Source organism: Aeromonas media (assembly GCF_020423125.1).
Taxonomy (GTDB): domain Bacteria; phylum Pseudomonadota; class Gammaproteobacteria; order Enterobacterales; family Aeromonadaceae; genus Aeromonas; species Aeromonas media.
This window is the reverse complement of sequence record NZ_CP075564.1, coordinates 1,852,786-1,873,274: the sequence shown is the minus strand read 5'-3', so window position 1 is coordinate 1,873,274 and position 20,489 is coordinate 1,852,786. Positions and strand designations below refer to the sequence as shown.

Sequence of the window (20,489 nt, the reverse complement as noted above, 5' to 3'; positions counted from 1 at the left end):
CGCTCCTGAAATGAGACATGCCGCACATTGTCAGCTGTGGTATCAGGTGCCGATCAGCGGATAGTGGCCAAGCTTGCAGCGGATCCCGAAGCCTGCCGCCGCCACCTCCTCCGGGGTCATGGGGGTGCTGAACAGGAATCCCTGGAAGACGTGACAGCCCTGGGCCCGCAGGGCCGCCAGCTCGTGCTCGTCCTCCACCCCTTCCGCCAGGATCCCGAGCCCCAGGCTGGTGGCCATGGCCACGGTGGCCCGGATCACCGGCAGGTTCAGCCCGACCACGAAGGAGCGATCCAGCTTGATGGTGTCGATGGGCAGGCGGTTGAGGTAGGCGAGCGACGAGTAGCCGGTGCCAAAGTCGTCGATGGCGATCTTGATCCCCTGCTCGCTCAGGGCGTCGAGGATCTCGATGCAGCCCTTCATGTCCAGCATCAGCACGGTTTCGGTCAGCTCCAGCGTCAGCAGGCCCGCCTCGACATTGGACTCCCTGAGCTGCTGCGCCACCTGCCCCGGCAGGGAGGCGGAGAGCTGGAAGCCGGAGAGGTTGACCGAGACCGGTACCCGCACCTGCCATTGACGCTGCCACTCCCCCATCTGGGCCAAGGCGGTGGCGAGCACCCAGCTCCCTATTTCACGAATGAGCCCCATCTCTTCGGCCAGCGGGATGAACTCCGCCGGCGAGACATGCCCGAGCACGGGGTTGTACCAGCGCAGCAGGGCCTCGAAACCGATCAGCTTCCCCTGGGCCACGTCCACCTGAGGTTGATAGCGCAGGCTCAGCTCCCCCCGGCCGACGGCCTTGGCCAGAAACTGCTTCAGGGTCAGCTTGCGGTGCAGGCTCTGCTGCATGCTGGGGGTGAAACGCTGCCAGCGCAGGCGCCCCATCTGCTTGGCCTGGTACATGGCCATGTCGGCACGGGTGATGAGGTTGTCGCCATCATCGGCGTCGTCCGGGTAGATGGCGATGCCGATACTGCCGCCTATGGTGACCTCGGGCACTCCGCTCAGTTGCAGCGGCTTGCTCATCTGGGAGAGCATGAGATCCGCCACTTCCTGCGCCCGCTCGCTCGCCTGGTTGAGAGGCACCAGGGCGGTGAACTCGTCTCCGCCGAGCCGCGCCAGCTCCACGTCCCGCGGGCAGATCTGCTTGAGCCGACCGGCCACCCGTTCCAACAGGCGATCCCCCGCCTTGTGGCCATAGTTGTCATTGACCAGCTTGAAGTTGTCGAGATCCATGAACACCAGGGCGAAGCGCCCCCCCAGGCCGCAGTAGGCCTCGAGGGACTTCATCAGGCCGTAGCGATTGAGCAGGCCGGTGAGGGAGTCGTGCCAGGCAAGGTGCCGGTGTTCGAGCTCCTCGAGCTTGCGATCCGTGATGTCCCGCATGGTCAGCAGGATCCGGGCACCCTGCTGGATGTGGCGGAACTGATACTGGAACCAGCGCATTCCCTTCTGGGTCCGGCACTCCCCCTCGGCCACCACCTCCCCCACCCGGGAGAGCCGGGTGTAGAAGGCCTCATCGCAGCCGGAGAAAACCTGGGTCAGCCGGCTGATGCCGGTGCCAAAGCACATGTCGAAATGGTGGTTGCCGCTCTCGAGGCACCCCTCGTTGTCGAACAGACAGGCCAGGGTGTCACCGGTGGCGAGGGAGGATTCCTGATAGAGGGTATCGGCATCGATGACCGCCTCCGTCATCATCATCAGCCGTCCGGCGAGCTGGATACCGGAGAGGCGCAGATAGACCTGTTTCTTGACCCCCTTGGGGGAGAGGGTCCACCACTCGTTGTAACTGCGATCCTGTTGAAAATCACCGAGATAACGCTGCAACAGCAGATCGATGGCGGCGGCCATGTCGGCCGAAAAGTCGCGGGATTGCAGCTCGGACAGGGAACTCGCCTCCCACAATCCCAGGGCGGAGTCATTGGCCCAGTAAATGTGGTGACGCTGGATGTCATAGACCCAGATGGGCGTATGGAGCACATCCATCGCGGTGAGCAGGCGTTCGTCTAGCGTATTCATGTTGAGTGATGATTCATGCTGAAAGCTCATGGCAGAACCGGCCTGGATCCGCGTTTGGTCAACGCGTCCGTGCTGGTACAAAATCCGTTCCGGCCCATAATCTGGAAACAGGCGAGCGAAAAAGGCCGAAATCATATGAAAACGCTACATGTGATCCCCATGGTCAGGAGAAATGGACTCACACTGATATTGTTGGGCATGGTCATAACCATTACTATGATTTTTATACTTTTTTTCCTTCGCGAACAACTGTTAATGCCCGTCATTTTCCTCCTGTTGGCTGGCCTGATGACAATTCTTGTCGGGGCACTGAAACTGTCTGAGCCTCATTTTAGTCTCTCTCTGTGTCAGGATTGCCTGCAATATCACCATAAGTACGGCGGTTGGATCCTGAAATGGAGAAATATTCAGCGAATTGACCAGCCACGTATCCATTTAGGGTGGGATCTGGTGCCCCTGCCCTACATAGGTTTGAAGATTAAGGATTACGACGATTTCTTGACGCTGATCACACCCAGGCTGGCCGTTCGCCTGTTGACCGAGCAGCGCGCCGTGCTGTTGCAGGCAATGAGCAGCGAGCGCCCGGACTGCCTCACCGGAGGCTGCGGCGCCGGCTTGTTGGGAGAGGGGCTGCTGGAGGAGAGCCGCTTTCACTCCTCCTCGGGCCAGCAATACGAGGGGGTGATCGCCATGCTGGGCAACCGCATGACCCGGCTGCGTGACCTGCTGGGTTATGACCTTCTGGTACCGGACAACAGCCTGGACAGATCCCCTGTCGACTTCGTCCGTTTGCTCAATCAGTACCAACGCGAGTCGAATCTAATCCAGATCAATTAAACGCCGGATTGCGCTTGCCAAGCCTGGCGACTCTTCATAAGGTCACGGGCTTGTTACAAACACCCCCCAAGCCGCTTATGAAGTACATCGAAGAGTTCTATCTGTTCGTCAAGGTGGTGCAAGAGGGCGGTTTCTCCCACGCCGCCGCCGCGTTGGGCATGCCGACCGGCACCATCAGTCGACGCATCTCCCAACTGGAAGAACAGCTCGGGTGCGCCTTGCTGCACCGATCCACTCGCAAGCTGCGCCTCACCGACGAGGGGCTGCGCTATTACGAGCGCCTGTGCACGCCGCTGGCCGAAATCGAGCAGGCAACCGGCGAGATCCAGGGTCAGGAGACGGACATCAGCGGCCTCATCCGCCTCGCCGCGCCCATCGCCCTCTCCAACACCATCCTGGTCGACATGCTGGCCGACTTCGGTCTGCGCTATCCCGGGGTGCAGTTCGACATCAGCCAGACCAATGACCAGGCCCCCCTCTGTGATCAGGACAGGGATCTGGTGTTCTTCAACGGCGAGCTTTCCCAGACCCTGCCCAATGCCCTCTGCCTCGGCCACATCGAGTACGGCCTGTTTGCCTCCCCTCTTTATCTGGAGAAGATGGGCATCCCCTCCCATCCGGCGCAACTGGAAGAGCACGATCTCATCTATTGCTGGCCCCACCAGCACTGGCAGCTGAGCGGGCGGGATCAGCAGACGGTGCAGATCAAGCGGACACCGCGCCTGAGCGTCAACCAGACCCAGGCCGCCGTGCGGGCCGCCCGGCGCCACCTCGGCATCGTCAATGCCCCTCTGCACTATGTGCACCCCTTCCTGCAAGACGAGCAGCTGGTCGCCGTGCTGCCGGACTGGCAGTCGGGCAAACGCCCCTTCTACATGCTCCATTGCCAGCCCCGGTTCACGCCGTTGCGTGTTAAGATGTTTGCCGATTTCGTCGAGAAATACTCCGTACGCTATCGCCACCATCAACGGGACGATCAATTTTTGCCGGCCATGCCGCTGCCCGTTGCATCTGACGGTTGATCGCCCACACTTAGCGCAATCCTCGTTGCACAGGTCGGCTAACACTATGAATGTATTGATATGTGATGACTCGGGGTTCGCTCGCAAGCAGTTGATGCGCGCCCTGCCTGCCGGCTGGAATGTCACCCTGCACCAGGCCGCTGACGGCCTGGAAGGGGTCGAGCAGATCCTGATGGGCCACGGCGATCTGATCTTTCTCGATCTGACCATGCCACAAATGGACGGCTATGGCGTGCTGGAGACCCTCAAGCGCGAGGGGCTGCGCAGCAAGGTGATCGTGGTCTCCGGCGATATCCAGCCGGAAGCCCATGCCCGCGTCATGGCGCTCGGGGCCCTCGATTTCATCAAGAAACCGGCGTCTCCTGAAACCCTGCTTGCCCTGCTCCAGCGGCACGGCTTGTGGCAACCGGCACCGCACGCGGCCACCGCCCCTGCCCTTGCCGAACGACAGCTCATCGAGTCCCCCGTCCTGCTCACCCCCGAGCTGCGGGATGTCTATCAGGAGCTCGCCAACGTCGCCATGGGCCAGGGAGCCAATCTGCTGGCCCGCCTGCTGGACGCCTTCGTGCTGCTGCCCATTCCGAACGTCAACGTGCTGGAAGTCTCCGAGCTGCACATGGCCCTCTCGGCCGCCGCGGAGTCGGACACCCTCTCCGCCGTCTGCCAGGGTTTCATCGGGGCCGGTATCGCCGGCGAGGCGCTGCTGCTGTTTCACGATGCCAGCTTCCAGGATCTGGCACGCCTGATGAACCATCAGGGGATGCTGGATCACAACGCCGAGCTGGAGCTGCTGATGGATACCGCCAACGTCTTGATCGGGGCCTTCCTGCGCGGCTACGCCAACCAGCTCGACACCCCCTTCAGCCAGGGCCACCCCGTGGTGCTCGGTCAGCACAGGCCCATTAGAGATCTCATTCGCACCAACCAGAGCCGCTGGCGCCGCACCCTGGCCATCGAGATCAACTACCGGGTGCAGGGTTATGCGGTGCAGTGCGACCTGCTGCTGCTGTTCACCGAAGACTCCATCGCCACCATGAACAACAAGATCATGCATATGCTCTAGCGATGTGACCCCATCGCCAGCATCAATAACAAGATCATGCATATGCGCTAGCGGTGTGATCCCATCGCCAGCATCAACAACACAGACTCAGGCACCAGGAGTGACCATGGAAATCCGGGAATTTCATTGGCTGATGAATATAGTCCAGAACCTGGACGTGGGGCTGGTCGTGCTCGACAAGGGCTACCGGGTACAGGTATGGAACGGCTTCATGGAGAGCCATAGCGGCCGACTGGCCGGCGAGGTGCGCGATCAGGTGCTGTTCGACCTCTTCCCCGACGTGGACCGCGCCTGGCTGGAGCGCAAGGCCAACATGGTGTTCAAGCTCAACAACCGCGCCTTCAGCACCTGGGAGCAGCGCCCCTATCTGCTGCGCTTCTCCAACTATCGCCCCATTACAGGCTCGGCTCCCCACATGTACCAGAACCTGACCCTGGTGCCCCTTGCCGATTTTGGCGGCGAGGTCACCCATCTGGCCATCATGATCTACGACGCCACCGACGAGGCCATGCTGATCACGGGCCAGCGCCAGGGGTGAGCCCTCGGCACAGAGACACAAGAAGGGCGCCATCAGGCGCCCTTCTTTCCATACTTGCCGATCACCTTCAGCCGTTCAGGAACTCGGTGAAGGCATCGATCACCTCGTCTATGTCGTCATCGGTGATCTGCAGATGGGTCACCAGCCTCAGCTCCCCATAGCCGGAGAAGAGGATGCCGCGCTCCTTCATGAAGCCGAGCAAGGTGGCGGGATCCCCCTGGGTCAGGCGCAGGAACACCATGTTGGTCTGCACCTCTTCCATATTGAGCGCGACGCCTGGCAAGGAAGCCAGCCCCTCTGCCAGACGCCGGGCGCGGCGATGATCGTCCGCCAGCCGGGTGACGTGCTGATCCAGGGCAAAAAGTGCGGCCTGGGCCAGGATCCCAGCCTGGCGCATGCCGCCCCCCAGCATCTTGCGCAGCCGTCTGGCCCGCGCGATGAAACCATGGGAACCCACCAGCAGTGAACCGACCGGCGCACCCAGCCCCTTGGAGAGACAGACGGAAATGCTGTCGAAAGGAGCGGCGATAGCCGCGACCGGCTCGCCGCTCGCCACCACGGCATTGAACAGACGGGCGCCGTCCAGGTGCAGCAGCAAGCCGTGCTCATCCACAAAATCGCGCATCTCGCGCAGGTAGGGCAGCGGCAGCACCTTGCCATTGTGGGTGTTCTCAAGGCACACCAGCCGGGTCTGGACGAAGTGGGCGTCATCGGGGGCGATGGCGGCCCGCACGTCCTTAAGCGCCAGGGTACCGTCGGCCTGCATGGGAACAGACTGCAGAGCCACCGAGCCCAGCACGGCGGATCCTTGCGCCTCGTAGCGATAGATGTGAGAGGCCGAGCCCAGCACGGCCCCTTCTCCACGCTGGCAGTGGCTCATCATCGCCAGCAAGTTGGACATGGTGCCAGATGGCACGAACAGGGCCGCCTCCTTGCCCAGCAACTCAGCACCTTTGTGCTCGAGCGCATTGATGCTGGGATCTTCCCCGTAGACATCATCGCCCACCTCGGCGTGCAGCATGCTCTGGCGCATGGCCTCCGTGGGCTGGGTCACGGTATCACTTCGTAAATCGATATAGCGCATGTCATCCTCCTGATGCAGGAGGATGACATTAACCAGCCGGGACTGTGCTGGCAAGGGATGGGGGGCGGGAATGTGAGCCCGGCGGCTCACCAGGGCAGCGGCTGGCCGCGCAAGTCCACGAAGCGGCCAGAGTGCGCCTGGTTCAGCGAGGCCAGGAGATCCAGCAACTGCGGTGCCACCAGGACCGGATCCTGCAACAGGGCTGGGTCAATCTCCTGTCGGAAGGGTTGCTGCATGGGAGTATCCATGAGTCCAGGATGAACCGTGATGACCCCGGCACCGGGGAATCGCTCGGCCCACTCGGCGGCCAGGATCCGGGATCCCATGTTGAGGGCTGCCTTGCTCATCCGATAGCTGTAACGGCGAGCGGGCTCCCTATGAGCCTCACCCAGGCTGCCCGCCAGATCCGAGAGAGAGCAGAGCCACAGCCGGCTCTCGGGGGTCATGAGCCTGCTCAGGCTGGCACCCAAGGCCAGGTGGGGCCAGGCATTGGCCTGCAGGCTTTCCCCAAGCCACTGGGGACTCACCTCCTCCACTCGCCGCTCCGGCATGTGGCTGAGATCGTGCAGCAGACCTATGGTGTTGATCACCACATTCGGCAGGGTGACGGTGTCATAGAGGGTGAACAGGGCGTCGAAGGAGAGCGGGTCCACCTCCTGCAACGGGAAATAACAGGCCGGATCCAGTCCTTTGGGCAGTTGTCTGCCCGCCAGCAACCACTCTTCGCCACGGCTGGCGAGCTCATGGGCCAGGGCCCCCCCCAATCCACCACTGCCCAGGATCAGATAACTCATCTGTGTGTCCTTGGTTTTGTCCTTTGCTTAGAGGGTATCAGAAGAATGGCAGGCTGCCGCTGACCTGCGGCCTCAGGCCTCTGCCAGGTGACGTCCGAACTCCCTCGCCCGCGCCAGATCCAGAAAGCCGTCCGCCTGCTTGTGGCTGCGCAAAAACTGATAGTAAGCGAGCAGGGTCACCAGTTGCTCCTCGTCCGGCATCGGCTGGCCGGGGAGCGTCTCCTGCACCAGCGCCCCCGCCGCCGCCAGCGCGTCCCTGTCCACCACCTCGGCCTGGCGATAGAGGTAACCGCAACCGGTGGCGAGCCACTCCAGGGAACAGTTCGCCCCCATGGCGATCTGGTTCGCCTTGCCAAGGCCGGGCTCGGCCCCTTTCAGATACTTGCGGATCAGAGCCTCACTCAGCCCCACTTTGCGGGCAAAGGCGCTGACGCTACCCTCCCCGATCAGGCTCTGCAGCCTGGCGGCAAATCCTTCCATCACACGCTCTCCTCTCACTGGCATGCTGGCCACGGTCAGTGGGGTGGTCAGAACCATAGTTCGAATTCGCAAAGGGGGTATTATTGCCTTGTCCGCCAGAAGAGACCAAGATGCTGGCAGCATTCATTCTGCCTTTATTTATCCATCTATTTATCCATAGAGGAGTCACCATGTCAGTATCCCGTCTTGCCCTGCACCATCAAGGCCCCACCTTCTCCCGCCTCATCATGGGCTACTGGCGCCTGATGGAGTGGCAACTCTCCCCGGCCGCCCTGCTGGATCTGATGAAATACCACCTGGATCTCGGGATCACCACCATAGATCACGCCGATATCTACGGCGGTTACCAGTGCGAAGAGGCCTTCGGCCACGCCCTGCGTCTGGAGCCCTCCCTGCGCAGCCGGATGGAGATTGTCAGCAAGTGCGGCATCGCCCTCACCGCCAAGCCGGAACACGCTCTCAATCACTACAACACCAGCAAGGGCCACATCGTCGCCAGTGCAGAAGCCTCCTTGCAAAAGCTCGGCACCGATCACCTGGATCTGCTGCTGATCCACCGCCCCGACCCTCTGATGAATGCCGACGAGGTGGCCGAGGCCTTCATCAACCTCAAGCAGGCGGGCAAGATCAAGCACGCCGGCGTCTCCAACTTCACTCCCCACCAGTTCGCGCTGCTGCAATCCCGCCTGCCCTTCCCGCTGGTCACCAACCAGCTGGAGATCTCGCCGCTGCACCAGGAAGGGACGCTGGATGGCGCCCTGGATCAGTGTCAGCAACTGGGCATCAAGCCCATGGCCTGGTCCTGTCTCGGTGGCGGACGGTTGTTCAACGATCCCGCCTATGCCCCGCTGCGGGCCGAGCTCGAACTGATCCGCCAGGAGCTGGGGGCCCAGACCATGGAACAGGTGGTCTACGCCTGGGTGATGATGCTGCCGAGCCAGCCGCTGCCGCTCATCGGCTCGGGCAAGCGGGAGCGGATCGCCGCCGCCGTGGCGGCCGAATCCATCCAGCTCAGCCGCCAGCAGTGGTTCCGCATCCGCAAGGCCGCCCTGGGTTACGATGTGCCCTGATCCCGCCTGCCCCTGATCGCGAGGCAAACAAAAACGGCATGGAGAGATCCATGCCGTTTTTCGTTATCGAGACGATTCAACGATGGCGCTGAGGGCGGCCACGAGGTGCATCTGTCTTCGGTTTGGCCTGGTTGACCGTAATGGTACGGCCACCTATTTCGGTGCCATGCAACTCGGCGATGGCCTTCTCGGCATCCCCGTTGACAGGCATTTCAATGAAGCCAAACCCCTTGGACTGACCGGTATCGCGATCGATGATGATATCGACCTTGTCTACCTGCCCAAATTGGCTGAACACGTTTGTCAGTTCGTCGGCCGTCATCCGGTACGACAGATTACCTACGTAAATCTTCATGCCATCTACTCTCGATTCAAGGTGCCTTATCTATGCATCCACCGACCTGGAGTAAGGGCACAACCCCCCTGCCGGACCAGCCATGGCATCATGCCGTGGCACTCCCTGCTTCACAGCCCAAGTCGTTGATCTCTTGGACTATCGGAGCAGGAAAGATCAATTCGAATCAGAGGGAGTATCTGAGCTTTACGGTGAATTGTCGAGAAAATAGTCAGGCCGGCTGCAGCGCGGCCAACAGCTTGTTCAGGGCTCGGCGGCTGTGCCAGGCCCGTTTAAAACCGAAGCGATAGACCCCGGGGGCCACCTCATGGGTGCCTTCCCGGGTCAGGCCCAGTAAGCCGGCGGCGTCGGCCAGGGTCTCTTCATCCAGCCCGAGATCCAGGCTGAAGTCGAGCCACTGACCGTCGTGACCCACCTTGCGATCCCGCTCTATGCCCACCAGCGCCGCCTTCGGCAGGGCCAGGGCCCGGTCTTCGCCACCGTTGAGCAGATAGAGGTGATGATCGTCCCAGGCGAGCTCCGCCAACCGCCAGCGCTGCCAGTTGCGCGGCAACACCATCATCACCAGCACTATGCCGCCAAACACCAGACCGACCCAGGGCAGCAGCCCCATCTCGGGATAACCCAGCAAGAGTGCGGCCACCACAGTCCCCAGGCTCGCCAGCAACAGGCAGATCATGACCCCGTAGAAGCGCCGCGCCGGGGGCATCAGCCAGTTCACGCCCCCCTGCGATGCCAGTTCACTGACTCTCATTTCATCCTCCTCACATGATGGAAACGGCCCTGCCGCATCGGCGTTGGCCCGCATTGTGCGCGAGCCCGCCCATGGGTTGCAACCGGCGCGGCGGCACGGATGACGGCCAGCCGCAACTCTTGGTATGCTTGGGGCTGTCTGAGCCCGCCATCTTCAGGAGTCCCATGTTCGCCACTGCCCTGCTGCTCACCACCAGCGCCCTCTATGCAGAAGCCATCGGCGGCTACGCGGCCGGTTGCCTGAAAAATGCCGTGGCCCTGCCGCTGACAGGGCCCGGCTATCAGGTGATCCGCAGCAAGCGGCTGCGCTATTACGGTCACCCCGACCTCATTCACTACCTGCAGGGCCTGGCCAACCAGACCAGGCTGGCCGGCATGCCGGATCTCTATATCGCCGATCTCGCCATGGCCCGGGGCGGCCCCTTCACCTCTGGTCATCGCAGCCACCAGACCGGCCTCGATGCCGACATCTGGTTCCGGATGGCCGACAGACCCATCAGCCAGTGGGAGCAGGATGCCCCCAAGGAGTGGGCGCTGATCGACGAGCCCAGCTACCGTATGCTGCCCGGCCGTTTCGGCCCCCAGCAGCTCAATCTTCTGCGCCTCGCTGCCAACAAGCCCGAGGTGGCGCGCATCTTCGTCAACCCCGTCATCAAGGCCGAGGTGTGCAAACGGGCGGCCGATGAACCCTGGGTCGCCAAGCTGCGCCCCTGGGTCGGCCACTTCAGCCACTTCCACGTCAGGTTGCGCTGCCCGGTGAACAGCCCGGATTGCCAGCCCCAGGCGCCCATCCCGCCCGGCAACGGTTGCGATGCCGAACTGGCCTCCTGGCTCAAGGACAAGCCCCAGTTGCCCAAGGTCTCCATGAGCTACCGTGCCCCCGCCCTACCGAGGCGTTGTGAGGGTTGACCACAAGCTGCTATGGTGAGCCGATATCCGCTCGAAATTGCAATGGAGAACAACAAGATGGCCATTTCACTCCGGCACAGGGCCACCCAGTGCCTGCTGACTTTCACCCTGCTGCTAGGATTGACCGGGTGCGGCATGAACAACATCCCCACCCTGGATGAGCAGGTCAAGGCGAGTTGGGGCCAGGTCGAGAACCAGTACCAACGCCGGGCCGATCTCATTCCCAACCTGGTGGCGACCGTCAAGGGGTACGCCAGCCACGAGCAGGAGACCTTGAAGGCGGTGACCGATGCCCGCGCCCGGGTCGGCAGCCTGCAGGTGAGCGACCCCGCCCAGCTCAAGGCCTTTGAAGCGGCCCAGGATCAGCTCTCCAGCGCCCTCTCCCGCCTGATGGTGGTGGTCGAGCGCTACCCGGATCTGAAAGCGGATCAGCAGTTCCTGACCCTGCAGGCCCAGCTGGAAGGCACCGAGAATCGCATTGCGGTGGCGCGACGCGACTACATAGAGGCGGTGCGCCAGTTCAATACCGAGATCCGCACCTTCCCCGGGGTCATCTGGTCCAAGCTGCTCTACTCGGATCTGGAAGCCAAACCCAGTTTCAGCGCCAAACCCGGTGCCGATGAGGCGCCCAAGGTCAGCTTCCAATGACGATGATGTTGCGCGCGCTGCTCCCCTTGCTGTTGCTCTGGACGACAACGCTGCAAGCCGCCCCCGCCTTTCCGCCGTTAAGTGGGCGTGTGGTGGATGAGGCGGCCCTGATGTCTCGCAAGCAGGCCCACCAGCTGACCCAGCAACTGGCCGCCTTCGAGAAGCGCAGCGGCATCCAGCTGGTGGTGGTCTCCATCGACAGCCTCGATGGGGAGACCATAGAGGAGTACGGCTACCAGCTCGGTCGCCACTGGGGCATAGGCCAGAAGGGCAAGAACAACGGCGTGCTGCTGCTGATCGCTCAGGATGAGCGCAAGGTGCGCATCGAAGTGGGTTATGGCCTGGAAGGAGCTCTGCCCGATGCCATCGCCGCCAACATCATCCAGACCCGGATCCTGCCCGCCTTCAAGCGCGGCGACATGGTGGCCGGCGTGGTCGCCGGCAGCCAAGGCATCATGCAGGCCCTGGCCGGGGAGTATCAGCCCGTAGACAACGCCAGCAAGGAGGAGAAGCAAGGCGGCCCCTGGCTCTTCATCCTGGTAGTGATAGTGATGATCGTGCTGCATAACCTGCGGGGAGGTGGTGGTGGTGGTGGCGGCGGTCGCGGCCGGCGCAACGCCGCCTATCTGGTCGGCGGTTTCGGTGCCGGACGCACCGGCGGCGGTTTTGGGGGCGGCGGTGGTTTCAGTGGCGGCGGTGGCAGTTTTAGTGGCGGCGGTGCTTCCGGCGGTTGGTAATCAGGGAACAAGAGACAACAAGATGATTTCGAAACAGTTCTATCACACCTTGCAGGCCAGGGTACGGCAGGCCGAGCAGGCCACGGACGCCGAACTGGTCACAGTGCTGGCCCCGGCCAGCGATGGCTATCGCTATATTCCGACCCTCTGGGCCGCGCTGCTGGCCATGCTCACTCCCCTGCTGGTGTTCCAGCTCGGCTTCTGGCTCGGCTGGTACGAGATCCTGCTGGTGCAGTGGTCGGTCTGGTTGCTGCTGAGCCTGCTGTTCCACTGGACCCCCATCAAGATGCGGCTGATCCCGAAAAAAGTGCGTCAACACAGGGCCGCACTGATGGCCCGCCTGCAATTTGTCGAGCAGGGGCTGCACCGCACCCGCGACCGGCTCGGGGTGCTGATCTTCGTCTCGGTGGCGGAGCACTATGTGGAGATCCTGCTGGATGACGGCATCGCCCAGCACATAGACAACGCGCAGTGGCAACAGATCATCGACGACTTCGTGGTGCGGGTGCGCAACAAGGAGGTGGAACAAGGCTTCCTCGAGTGCGTGGATCGCACCAGCGCCATCCTGACCGATGCGTTTCCGGCCACCCGGGATCAAAACGAGTTGCCCGACAGCCTGATCATTTTGGACAAACCCTGAGTCGGCTTAAAAAACCGGCATTCTGTTCAAGGGATAGGCATTCGATAAAGATTCTGAATAATAAGGGGAAAAGTGTTTGACCCCGAGTCAGCTTTCCCCTAAATTACGCCCCGTTCCAGCGCAACGGCGCAGCGAACGACGTGGTGATTGAACACGTTAAGCAGCAGTCCAAAATTTGGTGAGGTGTCCGAGTGGCTGAAGGAGCACGCCTGGAAAGTGTGTATACGGCAACGTATCGAGGGTTCGAATCCCTCCCTCACCGCCAAATTATAAAAAACCGACCTCAGGGTCGGTTTTTTGCATCTGGGCTACAGTGTTCCCTGATGCGCATAGAGGGAGGGTGAGAACCCTCGCCGGGTTCGAGCAGAGCGGCTTGCCGCGATGAACGGCCAGAGGCCGCCCCGAAGGGGTGAGCCACGCAGTGGCAAATCATCCCTCCCTCACCGCTACGCAGAGCCGACCTCCACTACCACGCCTCGCTCATCACTCCTTTTCATCACCGAGCTGTCGGCGCAATCTCTCTCCACTTCATCAAAGCCCCATACTGCCCGGTTGCTGCCATGTTCGCGCCCGCCAGCCCTCATGATCCCGCGACTCGGGCCGACACAGGAAGGTGGAGCCATATCGGTATCCTCTCGGATATTGCTCACCGATTGTATTTCGTTTTGAAAAACTGATAGTTAAATAGCTACACTAGCCACACACATCGCATAGGGATATGGACAAATGAGTCTTATCGGTTTGCTGCTGGCCCTGGCTGCCATCCTGGGCGGCAACCTCATCGAGGGGGGACATCCCAGCGCCCTGCTCGATCTCCCCGCCTTTCTCATCGTGATCGGGGGAACCGTGGGAGCCGCACTGACCCAGTTCCCCTTCTCCGTGGTCGGCAAAACCTTCAAGCGCTTCAAGTGGCTCATCTCTCCCCTGCGCCTCGACATGCTGGAGCAGGCTCAGCTACTGGAGACCCTGGCAGGCAACGCCCGGCGCAGCGGCATGCTGGCACTGGAGGGGATGATCGATGACATCAAGGATCCCTTCCTGCAAAAGGGGGTACAGATGATGGTGGATGGCTACGAGAAGACCAAAATCCACGAGGTGCTGGAAAACGAGATCGAGTTTGAGCAGGAAGATCTCGAGCAGACCGTCAAATTCTACGAAGCCATGGGGGGCTACTGCCCGACCATGGGGATAGTCGGAGCCGTATTCGGCCTCATTCATGCCATGGGGCTGCTGGATGCACCGGACAAGCTCGGTGGTGCCATCGCGGTGGCCTTCATCGCCACCATCTACGGGGTCGGCGCCGCCAACCTGATCTTCCTGCCCTTTGGCAACCGCTACAAGGGCTTCGCCCACCAGATCCGCCACTACAAGGAGATGACCCTGACCGGCATCCTCTGCATAGTGGACGGCGAGTCACAACAGCGACTGCAAGTGACCCTTGAACCCTACCTCGGAGGCCATGGTGGCGAAAAAGAAAAAGGCTGAGGCACCGGAGAACCATGAGCGCTGGCTGGTCTCCTATGCCGACTTCATGACCCTGCTGTTTGCCCTGTTCGTGGTGCTTTACTCCTTCGCCATGGCCAAGCAATCGGAGACCCGGGTGCTGATCCAGGGCTTTATCGAGTCGCTTGGCAAGATAGGCCTCATCTCTCTGCCCGCCGGTTCTCCCGTGATGCAGGGGGGGACCGGCATTCTGGAGCCGGAGTCCAAGACCACGCCGGGCACCTCCCAGAAGGAGGAAGTGCTGGACACCCAGGCGCCGGCCGTCGCGGCCGATCCCTTCAACGAGACCATAGGCGCCTCTGAGAAACCCAGCGCCACCGAGTCATGGCCCCACAAGACCAAGGAGCAGGAGTGGGCCGCCCTCACCAAGCAAAAACTGGATCAGCAGCTCAAGAGCCAGATTGAATCCAAGGAGATCGAGGTGGAACAACTCGGCAGCCAGCTGGTGATCCGCATCGGCGAGAAGACCCTGTTCCCGGCCGACTCGGCCTTCCTGCAGCCCCAGTTCATCCCCCTGGTCAACAAGGTCTCCAACGTGCTGGCCGATATTCCGGGCATGGTGGTGGTCACCGGCCACACCGACAACTCCCAGGCGCCGGTGGAGCTCTATCGCAACAACTGGGAGCTGTCGGTGCTGCGAGCCGCCACCATAGTCCATACCCTGCTCACCAACCCCAAGCTGGATTCACGCCGCGTCATCGCCCAGGGCGTGGCGGACACCCAGCCCCGCTTTGCCAACGACACCCCGGCCCATCGCCAGGCCAACCGCCGGGTGGAGATAGTGCTCTCCCAGGGCAAAGCGGCAGAGCAGGCCCTTCCCCTCCTCGCCCCCTGAGGAAAAGACCCCGCCATGCGGGGTCTTTCGTTTTGTCGATTAGTTTGTTTTTTGCACCATTTCGCCATTTCTCTCACCGCGTAAAAGCAATTGAAAATGATTCTCAAATGAGAAAATTGACCCCGCTAGCAAAACGCGATTTTCCCCCCGTTGATTAATAATTAATCCTTTGAAATGACATGTAAATCAGTATGAAAGTGGCATACTACGTAGCATCCTTGTTAAGTCACATGATTAATTCGGTTAGGGAAAACCTATATGTTTGCTGATATTGCTGTCCAGCATTGGGCCTTTGCTGTCTACGTCATTGGGGCCATCTGCATCTGTCTGACCATGATAGGCGTCGCCGCCTTGCTGGGGGGACGAGCCTATGGCCGTGCCAAAAACAGGCCCTTTGAATCGGGCATCGACTCCGTCGGCAATGCCCGTCTGCGTTTCTCCGCCAAGTTCTATCTGGTCGCCATGTTCTTCGTCATCTTCGACGTCGAGGCGCTCTATCTCTTCGCCTGGTCTGTCTCCGTTCGGGAGAGCGGCTGGGTCGGTTTCATCGAAGCCACCATCTTCATCACCCTGCTGCTGGTAGGCCTCATCTACCTGTGGCGCATCGGTGCCCTCGACTGGGCCCCGAAGAAACGCGTCCTGACTGACAAGAAGCCAGACTGATTTACCGATTATCCCTTTGAGGTTGCACCATGAAGTACACCCTGACCCGGATTGACCCGGATGCGCCCGTTGAGCGCTACCCCCAGGAACAGCGCCAGACCGTCGATGACCCGCTGGCGCAGCAGGCGACCCGCGGCATCATGATCGGGCGCCTCGAAGAGGTGCTGCAAGACACCGTCAACTGGGGCCGCAAGAACTCCCTCTGGCCCTACAACTTCGGCATCTCCTGCTGCTATGTGGAGATGTGTACCGCCTTCACCTCCCCCCATGACGTGGCCCGCTTCGGCGCCGAAGTCATCCGGGCTTCGCCCCGTCAGGCGGATTTCATGGTGATCGCAGGGACTCCCTTCATCAAGATGGCGCCGGTCATCCAGCGCCTCTATGAACAACTGCTCGAACCCAAGTGGGTCATCTCCATGGGGGCCTGTGCCAACTCGGGCGGCATGTATGACATCTATTCCGTGGTGCAGGGGGTGGACAAGTTCCTGCCGGTCGACGTCTACATCCCGGGCTGCCCGCCCCGTCCCGAAGCCTTCCTGCAAGCCCTGATGCTGCTGCAAGACTCCATCGGCAAGGAGCGCCGTCCCCTCTCCTGGGTGGTGGGCGATCAGGGGGTCTACCGTCCCCAGATGCAGGCGGAGAAGGATCGCAAGCGGGAAGAGCGCATCCAAGTCACCAACCTGCGCACGCCGGATGAGATCTGACCATGAAACTGACTCGAGAATTCCCAAGCAACTACACCATGGCCCAGGGGCAGACGGCGGATCACGCCGATGCCCAGGTGGTCGGCGAACTCTTTGCCCACTTCGGTGCAGAGCGCTTCACGGTGCAGAGCACCCGCACCGGGGTGCCGGTGATCTGGCTCTCCCGCGATCTGCTGCTGGACGTGATGGGCTTTTTGCAAAAGCTCCCCTCCCCCTTCGTGATGCTGTTTGATCTCAGCGCCACCGACGAGCGGATGCGCAGCCATCGTCACGGCCTGCCGGACAGCGACTTCACCGTCTTCTATCACCTCATCTCCATCGACCGTAACGCCGATGTGATGCTGAAGGTGCCGCTGATGGAGAGCGATCTGCACCTGCCCACCATCAGCCGCCACTTCCCCAACGCCAACTGGTACGAGCGGGAAGTCTGGGATCTGATGGGCATCACCTTCGACGGTCACCCCCATCTGACCCGCATCATGATGCCCAAGAGCTGGCAGGGACACCCGCTGCGCAAGGACTACCCGGCCCGCGCCACCGAGTTCGATCCCTTCATGCTCGATGCGGTCAAGCAGGATCAGGAGCAGGACAACCTGCTGTTCAAGCCCGAAGAGTGGGGCATGGCCCGTGGCAACGAGAACGAGGACTACATGTTCCTTAACCTCGGTCCCAACCACCCCTCGGCCCACGGTGCCTTCCGCCTGGTGTTGCAGCTCGACGGGGAAGAGATCCGCGACTGCGTGCCCGACATCGGCTATCACCACCGCGGTGCCGAGAAGATGGGCGAGCGCCAGTCCTGGCACAGCTACATCCCCTACACCGACCGGGTCGAGTACCTGGGGGGGGTGATGAACAACCTGCCCTATGTGCTGGCGGTCGAGAAGCTGGCGGGGATCAAGGTACCCAACCGGGTCGACATGATCCGGGTGATGATGGCGGAGCTGTTTCGCATCCAGAGCCACCTGCTGTTCCTTGGCACCTACATCCAGGACGTGGGTGCCATGACCCCGGTCTTCTTCACCTTCACCGACCGGCAGAAGATCTACACCATCATCGAGGCTATCACGGGCGCCCGCATGCACCCGGCCTGGTTCCGTATCGGCGGTGTGGCCCACGATCTGCCCACCGGCTGGGCTCGCCTCATCCAGGACAACCTGCTGAGCTGGCTGCCCAAGCGCTTGATGGAGTATGAAAAGGCCGCCATGCGCAACAGCATACTGCGCGGTCGCACCATCGGCGTCGCCGCCTACAACACGGCGCAGGCGCTCGCCTGGGGCACCACGGGGGGCGGTCTGCGGGCCACCGGCCTCAACTTCGATGTGCGCAAATGGCGCCCTTATTCCGGCTACGATCAGTTCGAATTCGAGGTACCGGTGGGCAGCAACGGGGATGCCTACGACCGCGCCACCGTGCGCATCGAGGAGATCCGCCAGAGCATGCGCATCATAGAGCAGTGCATGAAGAACATGCCGGCGGGGCCCTTCAAAGCGGATCACCCGCTCACCACGCCGCCGCCCAAAGAGCGCACCTTGCAGGACATCGAGACCCTGATCACCCACTTCCTGCAAGTGTCATGGGGCCCGGTGATGCCGGCCGCCGAGTCCTTCCAGATGATAGAGGCGACCAAGGGCGTCAACAGCTACTACCTGACCAGCGACGGCTCCACCATGAGCTACCGGACCCGGATCCGGACCCCGAGCTTTGCCCACTTGCAGCAGATCCCCTCGGTGATCCGTGGCCAGATGGTGTCGGACCTCATCGTCTACCTGGGCAGTATCGATTTCGTTATGTCAGATGTGGATCGTTGAGTCCTCTCGCCCCGGCCGACGGGGCGAAGGGCAAGACGCGCAGTAAAGGGAAAAGCCACAAAAGGTCAAGTCATGAGCCAATGTCAGTGTCACAATAACCAGACCCCCCAAGGGCAAGGGGCATGCAGCAGCACACAGGGCGATTTCGTCCTGAGCCAGGCTGAGCGCGATGCCATCGAACATGAGAAACACCACTACGAAGATCCCCGTGCCGCCAGCATAGAAGCGCTCAAGATAGTGCAGCAGGCCCGCGGCTGGGTGCCCGACGGTGCCATTCACGCCATCGGTGCCGAACTCGGCATCCCCGCCAGCGACGTGGAGGGGGTCGCCACCTTCTACAGCCAGATCTTCCGCCAGCCGGTGGGTCGCCACATCATCCGCGTCTGCGACAGCATGGTCTGCTACATCAACGGCCACGAGCAGCTGCTGGCCGGTCTGAAAGAGGTCGTCAATCTGGTCCCAGGCCAGACCTCCCCGGATGGCCGCTTCACCCTGCTGCCGGTCTGCTGCCTCGGCAACTGCGACAAGGGACCTGCCATCATGATAGATGACGATACCTATGGCGGACTCGATCCGGTGACGTTGCTGAAAACCCTGGAGGCTTACCCATGAGCATCCAGCCAGGCAAGACACTCGCCTCCCTCGGCACCGCCAACCGCATCCCCCGCGCCCCCGAGACCCATCCCCTCACCTGGCGGCTGCGGGATGACGGCCAGCCGGTCTGGCTGGAGGAGTATCAGGCCAAACAGGGCTATGAAGCCGCCCGCAAGGCACTGGGCCAGATGAGCCCGGATGATATCGTCAGCACCGTCAAGGACGCCGGCCTCAAGGGGCGCGGCGGCGCCGGCTTCTCCACCGGGGTGAAGTGGGGCCTGATGCCCAAGGACGAGAGCATGAACATCCGTTACCTGCTCTGCAACGCCGACGAGATGGAGCCGAACACCTACAAGGATCGGCTGCTGATGGAGCAACTGCCCCACCTGCTGATCGAGGGGATGATCATCAGTGCCCGGGCCCTCAAAGCCTATCGCGGCTACATCTTCCTGCGCGGTGAGTACGTGGATGCCGCCATCCACCTGCGCCGCGCGGTGGAAGAGGCCAAAGCCGCCGGTCTGCTGGGCAAGAACATCCTGGGCTCGGGCTTTGACTTCGAGCTGTTCGTCCACACCGGCGCCGGCCGCTACATCTGTGGCGAAGAGACGGCGCTCATCAACTCCCTGGAAGGGCGGCGCGCCAACCCGCGGGCCAAACCCCCCTTCCCCGCCGTTTCCGGTGTCTGGGGCAAACCCACCTGCGTCAACAACGTCGAGACCCTGTGCAACGTGCCCGCCATCATAGGCAACGGCGTTGCCTGGTATCAGGGACTGGCGCTGCCGGGGTCGGAAGATCACGGCACCAAGCTGATGGGCTTCTCCGGCAAGGTGAACAACCCCGGCCTCTGGGAGCTGCCGTTTGGCATCACAGCCCGCGAGCTGTTCGAGGAGTACGCCGGCGGCATGAAGCCCGGCTATCGCCTCAAGGCCTGGCAACCGGGGGGCGCCGGTACCGGCTTCTTGCTGCCCGAACACCTGGATGCCCAGATGTATGCAGGCGGCATCGGCAAGGTCGGCACCCGCATGGGCACCGGGCTCGCCATGGCGGTGGATGACAGCATCAACATGGTAGGCCTCTTGCGCAACATGGAAGAGTTCTTCGCCCGCGAATCCTGCGGCTGGTGCACCCCCTGCCGCGACGGCCTGCCCTGGAGCGTCAAGATCCTGCGGGCCCTGGAGCGAGGCGAAGGCCAACCCGAGGATCTCGCCACCCTGGAGCAGCTGGTCAGCTTCCTGGGGCCAGGCAAGACCTTCTGTGCCCATGCCCCCGGCGCCGTCGAGCCCCTTGGCAGTGCCATGAAGTACTTCCGGTCCGAGTTCGAGGCCGGGGTCAAGGCCCCCCATGACAATCACAAGCTGTTCAAGGGTATCCAGCCCAATCTGCTGGGCGAGCGCTGGTAATACGTCAGGACGCATCGGGCAATAGCCGATTTCACA

At 61.9% G+C, this 20,489-nt stretch carries 22 protein-coding genes, 1 tRNA gene and 1 other RNA gene; 18 read left to right on the top strand and 6 right to left on the bottom strand.

Annotated elements, in window-relative coordinates; translation table 11 throughout:
- Positions 1–42 precede the first annotated feature (42 nt).
- Positions 43–1,983, bottom strand: coding sequence for a putative bifunctional diguanylate cyclase/phosphodiesterase (locus tag KI797_RS08655; RefSeq protein WP_226173056.1), 1,941 nt, complete (start codon positions 1,981–1,983; stop codon positions 43–45).
- Positions 1,984–2,151: 168 nt separating this feature from the next.
- On the opposite strand from KI797_RS08655, the gene KI797_RS08650 reads away from it, so the two are divergent.
- The 4 genes from KI797_RS08650 to KI797_RS08635 all read left to right on the top strand — a co-directional run bounded on the left by KI797_RS08650 (position 2,152) and on the right by KI797_RS08635 (position 5,476).
- A complete protein-coding gene (locus tag KI797_RS08650; RefSeq protein ID WP_319003260.1) occupies positions 2,152–2,853 on the top strand; it encodes a DUF2982 domain-containing protein in 702 nt (233 codons plus the stop codon).
- Positions 2,854–2,930: 77 nt separating this feature from the next.
- A complete protein-coding gene (locus KI797_RS08645) occupies positions 2,931–3,875 on the top strand; it encodes a LysR family transcriptional regulator (protein ID WP_005327789.1) in 945 nt (314 codons plus the stop codon).
- Between the two features lie 46 nt (positions 3,876–3,921).
- Entirely contained in the window at positions 3,922–4,938 is a 1,017-nt protein-coding gene (locus KI797_RS08640; RefSeq protein WP_226172574.1) for a response regulator, read from the top strand.
- A 106-nt stretch (positions 4,939–5,044) separates the two neighbouring features.
- Positions 5,045–5,476, top strand: coding sequence for a PAS domain-containing protein (locus tag KI797_RS08635; protein WP_042650276.1), 432 nt, complete (start codon positions 5,045–5,047; stop codon positions 5,474–5,476).
- 67 nt (positions 5,477–5,543) lie between these two features.
- Here the strand turns inward: KI797_RS08635 and ltaE are convergent, their stop codons facing one another.
- The 3 genes from ltaE to KI797_RS08620 all read right to left on the bottom strand — a co-directional run bounded on the left by ltaE (position 5,544) and on the right by KI797_RS08620 (position 7,834).
- Positions 5,544–6,560 (bottom strand): low-specificity L-threonine aldolase, encoded by a 1,017-nt coding sequence (ltaE, locus tag KI797_RS08630; RefSeq protein WP_042650284.1) that lies wholly within the window; start codon positions 6,558–6,560, stop codon positions 5,544–5,546.
- An 86-nt stretch (positions 6,561–6,646) separates the two neighbouring features.
- The gene (locus KI797_RS08625) at positions 6,647–7,354 is read right to left on the bottom strand and encodes an SDR family oxidoreductase (protein ID WP_226172572.1); all 708 of its coding nucleotides are present in this window, start codon (positions 7,352–7,354) and stop codon (positions 6,647–6,649) included.
- 72 nt (positions 7,355–7,426) lie between these two features.
- Positions 7,427–7,834, bottom strand: coding sequence for an XRE family transcriptional regulator (locus tag KI797_RS08620; RefSeq protein WP_226172570.1), 408 nt, complete (start codon positions 7,832–7,834; stop codon positions 7,427–7,429).
- Positions 7,835–8,004: 170 nt separating this feature from the next.
- Here KI797_RS08620 and KI797_RS08615 point away from each other — a divergent pair, with 170 nt between their 5' ends.
- Entirely contained in the window at positions 8,005–8,904 is a 900-nt protein-coding gene (locus tag KI797_RS08615) for an aldo/keto reductase (protein ID WP_226172567.1), read from the top strand.
- 76 nt (positions 8,905–8,980) lie between these two features.
- Here KI797_RS08615 and KI797_RS08610 read toward each other — a convergent pair whose 3' ends face one another.
- Both KI797_RS08610 and KI797_RS08605 read right to left on the bottom strand, forming a co-directional pair.
- A complete protein-coding gene (locus tag KI797_RS08610; protein WP_081805676.1) occupies positions 8,981–9,259 on the bottom strand; it encodes an RNA recognition motif domain-containing protein in 279 nt (92 codons plus the stop codon).
- Positions 9,260–9,470: 211 nt separating this feature from the next.
- Positions 9,471–10,013: a hypothetical protein gene (locus KI797_RS08605; RefSeq protein WP_226172565.1), complete on the bottom strand. Its 543-nt coding sequence runs from the start codon at positions 10,011–10,013 to the stop codon at positions 9,471–9,473.
- Positions 10,014–10,177: 164 nt separating this feature from the next.
- Between KI797_RS08605 and mepA the strand changes: the two genes are divergently transcribed.
- The 13 genes from mepA (at position 10,178) to nuoF (ending at position 20,453) form a co-directional block, all read left to right on the top strand.
- The gene (mepA, locus tag KI797_RS08600) at positions 10,178–10,921 is read left to right on the top strand and encodes a penicillin-insensitive murein endopeptidase (protein WP_226172563.1); all 744 of its coding nucleotides are present in this window, start codon (positions 10,178–10,180) and stop codon (positions 10,919–10,921) included.
- A gap of 42 nt (positions 10,922–10,963) precedes the next feature.
- Positions 10,964–11,569, top strand: coding sequence for a LemA family protein (locus tag KI797_RS08595; RefSeq protein WP_226172561.1), 606 nt, complete (start codon positions 10,964–10,966; stop codon positions 11,567–11,569).
- Positions 11,566–12,306, top strand: coding sequence for a TPM domain-containing protein (locus KI797_RS08590; protein WP_226172559.1), 741 nt, complete (start codon positions 11,566–11,568; stop codon positions 12,304–12,306). The genes KI797_RS08595 and KI797_RS08590 overlap by 4 nt, the downstream gene beginning before the upstream one ends.
- Before the next feature lie 22 nt (positions 12,307–12,328).
- On the top strand, positions 12,329–12,946 hold the full coding sequence (locus tag KI797_RS08585) for a TPM domain-containing protein (protein WP_226172557.1): 618 nt from the start codon (positions 12,329–12,331) through the stop codon (positions 12,944–12,946).
- Between the two features lie 177 nt (positions 12,947–13,123).
- A tRNA-Ser gene (locus KI797_RS08580) sits at positions 13,124–13,211 on the top strand.
- A 55-nt stretch (positions 13,212–13,266) separates the two neighbouring features.
- Positions 13,267–13,395: non-coding RNA, RtT sRNA (locus KI797_RS08575), on the top strand.
- Between the two features lie 277 nt (positions 13,396–13,672).
- A complete protein-coding gene (locus KI797_RS08570) occupies positions 13,673–14,431 on the top strand; it encodes a flagellar motor protein (protein WP_041205919.1) in 759 nt (252 codons plus the stop codon).
- Positions 14,406–15,284 carry a flagellar motor protein MotB gene (locus KI797_RS08565; RefSeq protein ID WP_226173053.1) on the top strand — a complete coding sequence of 293 codons (879 nt, stop codon included), beginning with the start codon at positions 14,406–14,408 and terminating at the stop codon, positions 15,282–15,284. Before KI797_RS08570 ends, KI797_RS08565 begins: the two co-directional genes overlap by 26 nt.
- 258 nt (positions 15,285–15,542) lie before the next feature.
- Entirely contained in the window at positions 15,543–15,947 is a 405-nt protein-coding gene (locus tag KI797_RS08560) for an NADH-quinone oxidoreductase subunit A (RefSeq protein WP_025327214.1), read from the top strand.
- 29 nt (positions 15,948–15,976) lie between these two features.
- Complete coding sequence (locus KI797_RS08555) at positions 15,977–16,651, top strand: NuoB/complex I 20 kDa subunit family protein (protein WP_005324228.1); 675 nt, start codon at positions 15,977–15,979, stop codon at positions 16,649–16,651.
- A gap of 2 nt (positions 16,652–16,653) precedes the next feature.
- Positions 16,654–18,459 (top strand): NADH-quinone oxidoreductase subunit C/D, encoded by a 1,806-nt coding sequence (nuoC, locus tag KI797_RS08550; protein WP_042650472.1) that lies wholly within the window; start codon positions 16,654–16,656, stop codon positions 18,457–18,459.
- Positions 18,460–18,531: 72 nt separating this feature from the next.
- Positions 18,532–19,071: an NADH-quinone oxidoreductase subunit NuoE gene (nuoE, locus tag KI797_RS08545; protein WP_043131686.1), complete on the top strand. Its 540-nt coding sequence runs from the start codon at positions 18,532–18,534 to the stop codon at positions 19,069–19,071.
- Positions 19,068–20,453, top strand: a complete 1,386-nt coding sequence (nuoF, locus tag KI797_RS08540) for an NADH-quinone oxidoreductase subunit NuoF (RefSeq protein ID WP_171268903.1) — start codon at positions 19,068–19,070, stop codon at positions 20,451–20,453. The genes nuoE and nuoF overlap by 4 nt, the downstream gene beginning before the upstream one ends.
- Positions 20,454–20,489 lie beyond the last annotated feature (36 nt).